General features: G+C 71.4%; 4 protein-coding genes. 3 read left to right on the forward strand and 1 reads right to left on the reverse strand.

Features of this window, described 5'->3' with window-relative positions; all coding sequences use genetic code 11:
- Positions 1–51: 51 nt before the first annotated feature.
- Entirely contained in the window at positions 52–3297 is a 3246-nt protein-coding gene (locus ACRDTB_RS25145; RefSeq protein ID WP_431434138.1) for a BTAD domain-containing putative transcriptional regulator, read from the forward strand.
- Positions 3298–4393: 1096 nt separating this feature from the next.
- Here the strand turns inward: ACRDTB_RS25145 and ACRDTB_RS25150 are convergent.
- Positions 4394–5038: a class I SAM-dependent methyltransferase gene (locus tag ACRDTB_RS25150; protein WP_431434140.1), complete on the reverse strand. Its 645-nt coding sequence runs from the start codon at positions 5036–5038 to the stop codon at positions 4394–4396.
- Positions 5039–5163: 125 nt separating this feature from the next.
- Between ACRDTB_RS25150 and ACRDTB_RS25155 the strand changes: the two genes are divergently transcribed.
- Together ACRDTB_RS25155 and ACRDTB_RS25160 are read left to right on the forward strand one after the other, a co-directional pair.
- The gene (locus ACRDTB_RS25155; RefSeq protein WP_431434142.1) at positions 5164–5925 is read left to right on the forward strand and encodes a TnsA-like heteromeric transposase endonuclease subunit; all 762 of its coding nucleotides are present in this window, start codon (positions 5164–5166) and stop codon (positions 5923–5925) included.
- Positions 5922–7790, forward strand: a 1869-nt coding sequence (locus tag ACRDTB_RS25160; protein ID WP_431434145.1) for a Mu transposase C-terminal domain-containing protein, incomplete at its 3' end; no start/stop codon positions are given. The genes ACRDTB_RS25155 and ACRDTB_RS25160, both read left to right, overlap by 4 nt.

Raw genomic sequence — 7790 nt, forward strand, 5'->3', positions numbered from 1 at the left:
TCTCGCCGAAAGTCGGAACGGCCACCGGGCGCGGGTCGCCGTGTGTGGTGGGTGCTGGCCAGCACAGTCCGGTTCGTCGGCCGGGTCGTGCGAGGACTGATCGCGGCCGCGGTGCTGGGTGCGCTCGTCGTGGGGTTGCCGTGGGCGTTGTGGCACTACGTCGGCTGGCCCTTGCCCGACCACGTCCCGACCTGGGCCGAGGTCCAAGGGGTGCTGCTCGGTCCGATGACCGCCACGTTCCTGCTCGACGTCCTAGCCTGCCTCTGTTGGATCACCTGGGCCGCTTTCACGATCGACGTCGGCCGCTGCACAGTGGAGCTGGCACGTGACGGCGTCGAGGCCGCCCGGTTGCCGAACTTCGCCGTCGCCGGTCCTGTGCACGCTCTCGCGGGGGTTCTGGTCGGCGCGGTTGTGCTGTCGGTGCTGGGCAACCGCCCCCCACCGGCGCCAACCACGTCGCCCGCCACCGCGCTGGGGACCGGTATCGTGGCAACCGCCCCGGCCTGGCACGACCCACTGCACGACGGAGAGCCGACCGTCCAGGGCGCCGTGTTCGCCACCCACACCTCCGGTGTCTTCGCGGGTGGCTCGACCGCCGTCAGCGCACCCCAACGTCCGGAATCGGTGGTAGTGCGGGCGCCGGAGAACGGGGTGCACGACTCGTTGTGGCGGATCGCCGAGCGCACCCTCGGCGACGGTGCGCGCTGGCCGGAGATCTTCGAGCTCAACAAGGGCAAACCGCAGCCCTACGGCCACATCTTCACCCACTCCAGCCTGATCTTTCCCGGCCAGGAACTCACACTCCCCGCGGACGCGACCGTCCCACCACCACCGCCGCTACCACGACCGCAGGACCCGCCCCCACCGCCCGCTCCTCCCGAGCCGACGCCCCCACCGCCACCGACCACCACACCGCCGACGACTACTGCACCGCCGTCCAGCCCGGCGACACCCGCACCCTCGACCCCACAGGAGCCGTCGACGGAGACCGGCGCGAACTCGGCCACGCGGGAACCGGGTTTCCGGTGGGGGCCGGAGCTGTTCGTCGGCCTCGGGTTGGCCGCCGCGGTGAGCACGGCGCTCATACTCGCTCGCCGCCGCCACAACGGCCGGTACCGGCCCGGCAGCGGCGACCGCGACGAGCTGCCCGTCGCGCCGGTCGTATACCAGCTGCGCCTGGCGCACCTGCGCGCCGAACAGAACGACACAGGGTTCGACCTCGACGACCTGGACGACCTGGGCGATGGCGACCACCCGGACTTCTCCGGCTCCGCGGGCTCCGGTGGGAGCGAGCGCCCACGACGTGTACCCCCGCGCGTGCCACTGCCTCCAACACTCGTTATGGGCGCACCCGAGACCGGCGCCGAGACCGGCGCTGGGATTGGCAGTGGCATCGATACTGGCGAGCGGCCCGTCCTCGCTCCGGGCCTGGGTGTGCGGGACGGTCGCGAGATCGCCCTGGACCTCGCGACCGCACGCGGTCTCGGGCTGGTCGGAGCAGGTGCCCCCGCGGCGGTCCGCGCGTTGCTGGTCGCCGCACTCACCGCCACCACTGGCCGCCCAGCGGCCACGGCACAGCCCGTCGGGACCTCGATGCTGGTCCCGGCCGACGACCTGGCCGGGCTGCTCGGGCGGGCAGCCGCGCACACGCCCCTGCCCGCGGTTCTGCGCGTGGTCCCGGACCTCGACGACGCGCTCGACGCGCTGGAGGCCGAAACCCTCGTGCGGGCCGCCGCTGGCCGCGAGCACACCAGGGCACCGGGGTCGGGGCCGGCGCTGGTGCTGGTGGCACGACCACCGCACCAGCGGCAGCGGCTGCAGGCGGTCCTGGACAACGGCGCGCCGTTCGGCATCACTGGGCTGCTGCTGGGCCAGTGGCAGCCCGGCGTCACCTGCTACGTCCGTGAGGACGGCACCATCTCCGCCACCAGCCCCGGCCTGGGCGAAGCCCTGCGTGGAACACAGGTGTTCCGGCTCGGTGACGACGACACCGCCGCGTTGCTGACGCTGCTGCGCCAAGCCGACTCCGACACGCCAGCTGACGACGAGGTGGCCCTACCGCCGACGCCGAGTCCCCGGATCGCGGCGGCGGAACCGGCCGCCGGTGACGACTCCGCCGGTGATGACTACGACGGCGACGAGTACGACGGCGAAGTGGCCGCCGATACCGAGCGGACCAACCTGGAAGTCACATCGACTGTCCAGCCACCGGATCCTCCCGGCGCCGAACTGGAGATTCTTGGCTCGGCCCGAGCAACGGCACCCGGCGCTCGGCTGCGCCCACCGGCTGCCCCGCGCCAGCAGTCCACAGCGCCGCGTACGCCCGACACCACAGTCCCCAACGAGGCCAGCGACGAGGTCAGCGGTGAGGCCGACGACGACGCGGCGCACACCGGCGAGCACGCCACGACCGCCGCTGACCCGGCTCCAGTACCAATCATGATCACCGTCCTCGGCCCGCTCCGCGTGTACTGGAACCCCGATTCCGACCCCAGCGCCACCGACCCCGATCGGCAGGACCGGGAGATCACCGGTGGGTTGCAGCCCAGGACACGGGAGCTGCTGGTGCTGCTCGCGCTGCACCCCGAGGGGATCGCCCGCGACGCGCTGGTGTCGGCGTTGTGGGGCCAGGACCCGCCGTCCCGGCCGACCAACGCGCTGCACACCGCGCTGTCCCGGATGCGTCACACGGTGGCCGCCGCCACCAACGGGACGGTGACCGACATCGCCGTGGTCGGCAACGGCCGCTACCAACTTGATCCGACGAAAGTCACGGTCGACTACTGGCGGTTCGCGGACGCGGTGTCCGCCCGCCGCGCCGCATCGACCGACCAAGCGCGGGTCGATGCCTACCGGGAGGTGGTCAACAGCTACGGCGGCCCGCTGGCCGAGGGCATGACCTGCGAGTGGCTCGAACCCGCGCGCGAGGCGATCCGCCGCGACGCGATCGACGCCGTGGCCGCGCTGGCGCGCGCCTTGGTCGAGACCGACCCGGCCCAGACGCTGGACCTGCTGGAGGTCGCGCGAGCGTTCGACCCGCACAACGAGCTGCTCTACCGCGACATCATGCGCCTGCAAGACCGGCTCGGGCAGCTCGACGCCATCCCGCGGACGCTGACCTTGCTGACCACCCGGCTGGCCGAAGTCGACGAGACGCCCACACCGCAGGCCCGTGGGCTGGCCGCCCGGCTGGGCCAACACCGCGACGACACCTCCGACACCTTCGCCGCTGACACACCGGCCGCTCCCGCGAGGTTGGCCAGCCAGGGCGAACGTGGTCGTAGCGCGGCCAGTTGACACGGCCAGGTGACATGGTGGCGCGATCGCGGTGCGGGGCTGGTGATGTCGCGTCGCACGTCGCGGACCGGGCCGGACAGCGCCGGTCAGGGTCCCTCGTCGCGATATTCGTCGTCGTAGTCGTCCGAGACGTCGAGGCCGTCCGACTCGGCGACGCCCGTGAGCGTGTCCATGTCGTCGCCATTGCGGCGGGCGTACGCCTGGGCTTGCGCGATGAGTTCCGGGTGCCGGTCCGCCCATCCAACCAGCGCCTCGTGAGCGACAAGAACTCCAGAACTTCTGGCTTCAACGAGTAGATGACCGTGGCTGGAAAAGCCTCCGTGCGCCGCTCGCGCGTCAAAAGTCCTTCTTCGGTCATCTTGTTCAACGTGCGCTCCAGAATGCTATCGTGCAGCGTGTTGTGTTTGTCCGACCGTTCCTCGCCGATGGAATACGAGCTGATCGTGGAAAGAATCTCTTTCCGTCGCATGGGGCCATCCGAGAGTGTGACCAGGATGACCGGTGCCCACTTGTCCCCGAAAAGGTACTTCAGGTCGTACAAACCCCGCAGAAACCCCTCGTTCCCCACTTTCATGGCGCCTCCCCGTGTGCGCTGACCCGGCCCCCCTCGCCGCGCCTGTCATGTCGCCGTTCGGCAGCGCGCCCCCTGTGGCTGCTGCCGGTGCGGCCGTGCTTGCTAGTGCGACCGCGATGCCAACCTCAACCTCCCCGCGTCGTGGCGATGATCTCGACCGTACGGGGAACAGCCGAAACTGCCCACCGTCAAAGGTCACGTTGGGTAGCCGCCAAGAAGATCATCTGCACGTACAGTGCTTTCCGTCGGGGGTTCACACGGGGGATCATGATGGGGTTCATACGGGGGATCACGTTAGAACACCACCCCTTGGGGACAGCGAGGACGCTGGTCAGAGGTGTTGCGGGGGGATCCGCTGGTATCCCAGACTCGCTTGCCCACAAGCCGGTGAACACATCGGGGCTGTCAGCGGTCAACCAATCTGGCCTGTGGTCACTCGAGTTGGCCCGCACGTGGCCCGTGGTCAAGTGACCTGGCACGACCTGATGCCCAGTCCGACCGCGTCAAAATCGAGCGGGACGATCAGCTTGGCTTGCGGGCCATCAGGTAAGCCTGCGGTGTCTTCTCGTGCGGCGGCTCGGGCTCGCGAACCAACCGGGCTTCCACGTCCAAACCCGCTGCGGTAAACAGGCCGGCCACGAAGTCCGGCTGCAACCGGTAGGCGTCCATGGAAACCTCGTGGCCGTAGCCCTGGGAGATGTGGCGACGCTCGTCACCGACCTGGAACGCCATCAGCAGCCGTCCCCCCGGAGCCAGCACCCGCGCCAGTTCCGCCACCACCGACGACAGCAGCTCCGGTGGCGTGTGAATCAGCGAATACCACGCCAGCGCGCCCGCCAGGCCACCGTCGTCCAGCGCCAAAGCCTCGAGTGAACCGACCTCGAAGCGCAGCTGGGGATGCGCCCAGCGGGCCGCGTCGACCATGCCGGGGGAAAGATCGACTCCGAACACGTCCAGCCCGAGCGAGGCGAGGTATCCCGTCAACCGTCCCGGACCGCATCCCAGGTCACCAACAGGGCCGGTTTCACCGACCAGCTCCGCGAAGGTGCCCAGCATCGCTCGGTCCCACGGGCTGGCGTCCAGCGCGTCCTTCAGCGTCTCGGCATACGAGTCGGCAACGGTGTCGTAGGCAGTTCGTGTCTTGGTCACGTAGACGGGTTCGGTCACGAGTCGAGACGCTATCCGCGGCCACTCGCAGCGCGGCTGTTCGTCGCCCCGGTCCACGATCGTGTCGTGCGGTCAGTACAGTTGGCCCGCTTCGTTGATCATGACGTTGGCCTGGGGGACGACCGGTGGGCGCTGCGCCTCTGCCTGCGACGGCGCCGAGCCGCGCTGCGGGCTTCCGCGTCGGGTTCGCCGGCCGCGACGGCGCTGATCAGCGTCTTCTGCTCGCCGACGCCGCAGGGCACGCGTTCGAGGACGTCGCGCCGGTGCGGTCGTTCCCGTCGTTCCGCGGCCAGCGCAACAACACCGGTTGGTGGTGGTGCGCGACCAACCGCCGCCACGTCGGGTTCGAGTCGTGGTTGGAACGCGACCACGTCGTCCGGCTCGACTTCGCCCCCGACGTCGTCGGCCTGGCCTCCCAGCCGTTCTGGCTGACCTGGGACGACGGCCGCCGCGGTCGCCGGCACGCCCCGGACTACTTCGCGCGCCTGGCCGACGGGACCGGACTGGTGATCGACTGCCGCCCGGCCGGACGGATCAAGCCCGCCGACGCCGCGGCGTTCGCCGCGACCGAGCGGGCCTGCGCCGAGATCGGCTGGCGCTACGAGCTCGCGCACGAGCCCGACCCGGTCCAGGCAGCGAACCTGCGCTGGCTGGCCGGCTATCGCCGCACCCGCTGCCGCCGCGCCGACATCGCGGCCGCCGCCCTCGAACTCGCGGCGGTCCCGCACCCGGTCTTGGAGCTGGCGCGGCTGCTCGGCGACCCGCTGGCCACGCTGCCGGTGATCTTCCACTTGCTGTGGTCGGCGGAGCTGGAGACGAACTTGTCGGTGCTGCTGCACGAGAACACCGTCGTCGCGGTCCCGCTGCCGACCAGCAGGCCGCGGTGAGCCGGGCCGGCCAGACGCTGGCGCCCGGTGACCGGGTCCGGTTCGACGATGCGGTCTGGACGGTCACCGCGGTCGGCAGCTCCATCCGGCTGGCCGACGACGCCGGGCGCACCGAGCTGGTCCTACTCGCCGCGCTGCTGTCCTCGCCGGGGTTCGAGCTGCTGGCCACCGCCGCCGAGGCGCCGCGCGCCCAGCTGGAGCCGGTCAGCCTGCTGGAAGCCCTGCCGCCCGAGGTCCTTGCCCGGGCCAGGGACTGGGAACGCCACGTCCTGGAAGCCGAGACCGGGCTGGCGCCCGGCGCGGCCGCGCCGCGGCCCGGGTTCGACCCGGCCGTCACGACCGTCGAGCAGCGGGACCAGGCCAAGGCCGCCGAGCTGACCGCCGCCGGTCAGCCGACCGGCGCCCGCACGGTCAAGCGGATGCGGGGCCGCTACCGCAGCTCCGGGCTCTGGGGCCTGGTCGACCAACGCCACACCCGCCCGGCCAGCCCGCACGGCCGCGTCGACGAGCGCGTCATCGCCGCTACCCGCGCGGCGATCGCCGCCGAAGCACCGCGCTCGACAGGGACGAAGATGCGGCTGCGCCGCGTCGTCGAACAGGCCCTGGCCGCCGAGCACGGTGACGGCGCGGTCCCGATGCCCTCGCGGCGGACCTTCGAGCGGCTCGTCGACGGCTTGGCGGCAGGGCTGCACACCTTCGGGCCAGCGACCTCGCGCCGCACCCACGCCAACCGGCCCGACGCGCCGTTCACCCCGACCACCGCGACACGGCCGGGCGAGCTGGTCCAGATCGACACCACCCCGCTGGACGTGATGGCGGTCCTCGACGACGGAGTCGTCGGCCGGGTCGAACTCACCATCGCCCTGGACATCGCCACCCGCACCATCGCCGCGGCGATCCTGCGCCCGCACGGCACGAAGGCCGTCGACGCCGCGCTGCTGCTCGCCCGCACCCTGATCCCGGAGCCGATGCGGCCCGGCTGGTCGGAGGCGCTGTCGATGGCGGCGTCGCGGATTCCGCACGCCCGGCTGCTCACCCTGGACGCCCGGCTGGAGCAGGCCGCCGCGAAGCCGGTCATCGCGCCAGAGACGGTGATCGTCGACCGCGGGAAGGCGTTCATCTCCGAGACGTTCCTACGCGCCTGCGAACGGCTAGAGATCTCCGTCCAGCCCGCACATCCGCGCAGCCCGACCGAGAAGGCGATGGTCGAGCGGACCTTCGGGTCGATCAACACGCTGTTCTGCCAGCACGTCGCCGGTTACACCGGCTCCTCGGTCGCTCACCGCGGCACCGACGTCGACGAGCGCACCGTCTGGACGCTGTCGCAGCTGCAGGACCTGTTCGACGAGTGGGTTCTGGCCGGCTGGCAGACCCGTCCGCACGACGGGCTGCGCGACCCGCACCTGCCGACGAGGTCGTTGTCGCCCAACGACATGTTCGCCGCGCTGATCACCGCGGCCGACTACGTCCCGCTGACGCTGGTGGGCGAGGACTACCTGGAGCTGCTGCCGGTCGAATGGCGCCGGATCAACCACGACGGGGTCCACCTCGACCACCGCACCTACGACGACCCGACCCTGGCGCCGCTGCGCCGGCAGGACTCCGGCATCACCGCCAAGGGCGGGCGCTGGGCGGTCCACTACGACCCCTACGACCTGAGCCAAGTCTGGGTCCGCAACCACTGGACCGGCGGCTGGATCACCACGGCCTGGACCCAGCTGCGGCTCGCGCCGCAGCCGTTCGCGGAGTTCACCTGGCGCGCGGCCCGCGACCTGGTCGCCGAGCGCGGCGGCGACGACACCAACGAGACCGACGTCGCCCGCGCGCTCGACGCGCTGCTGACCCGCGCCGGCGCCGGGCCCGCC

Origin of the sequence: Actinophytocola sp., assembly GCF_050699935.1 — a bacterium.
GTDB lineage: Bacteria > Actinomycetota > Actinomycetes > Mycobacteriales > Pseudonocardiaceae > Actinophytocola.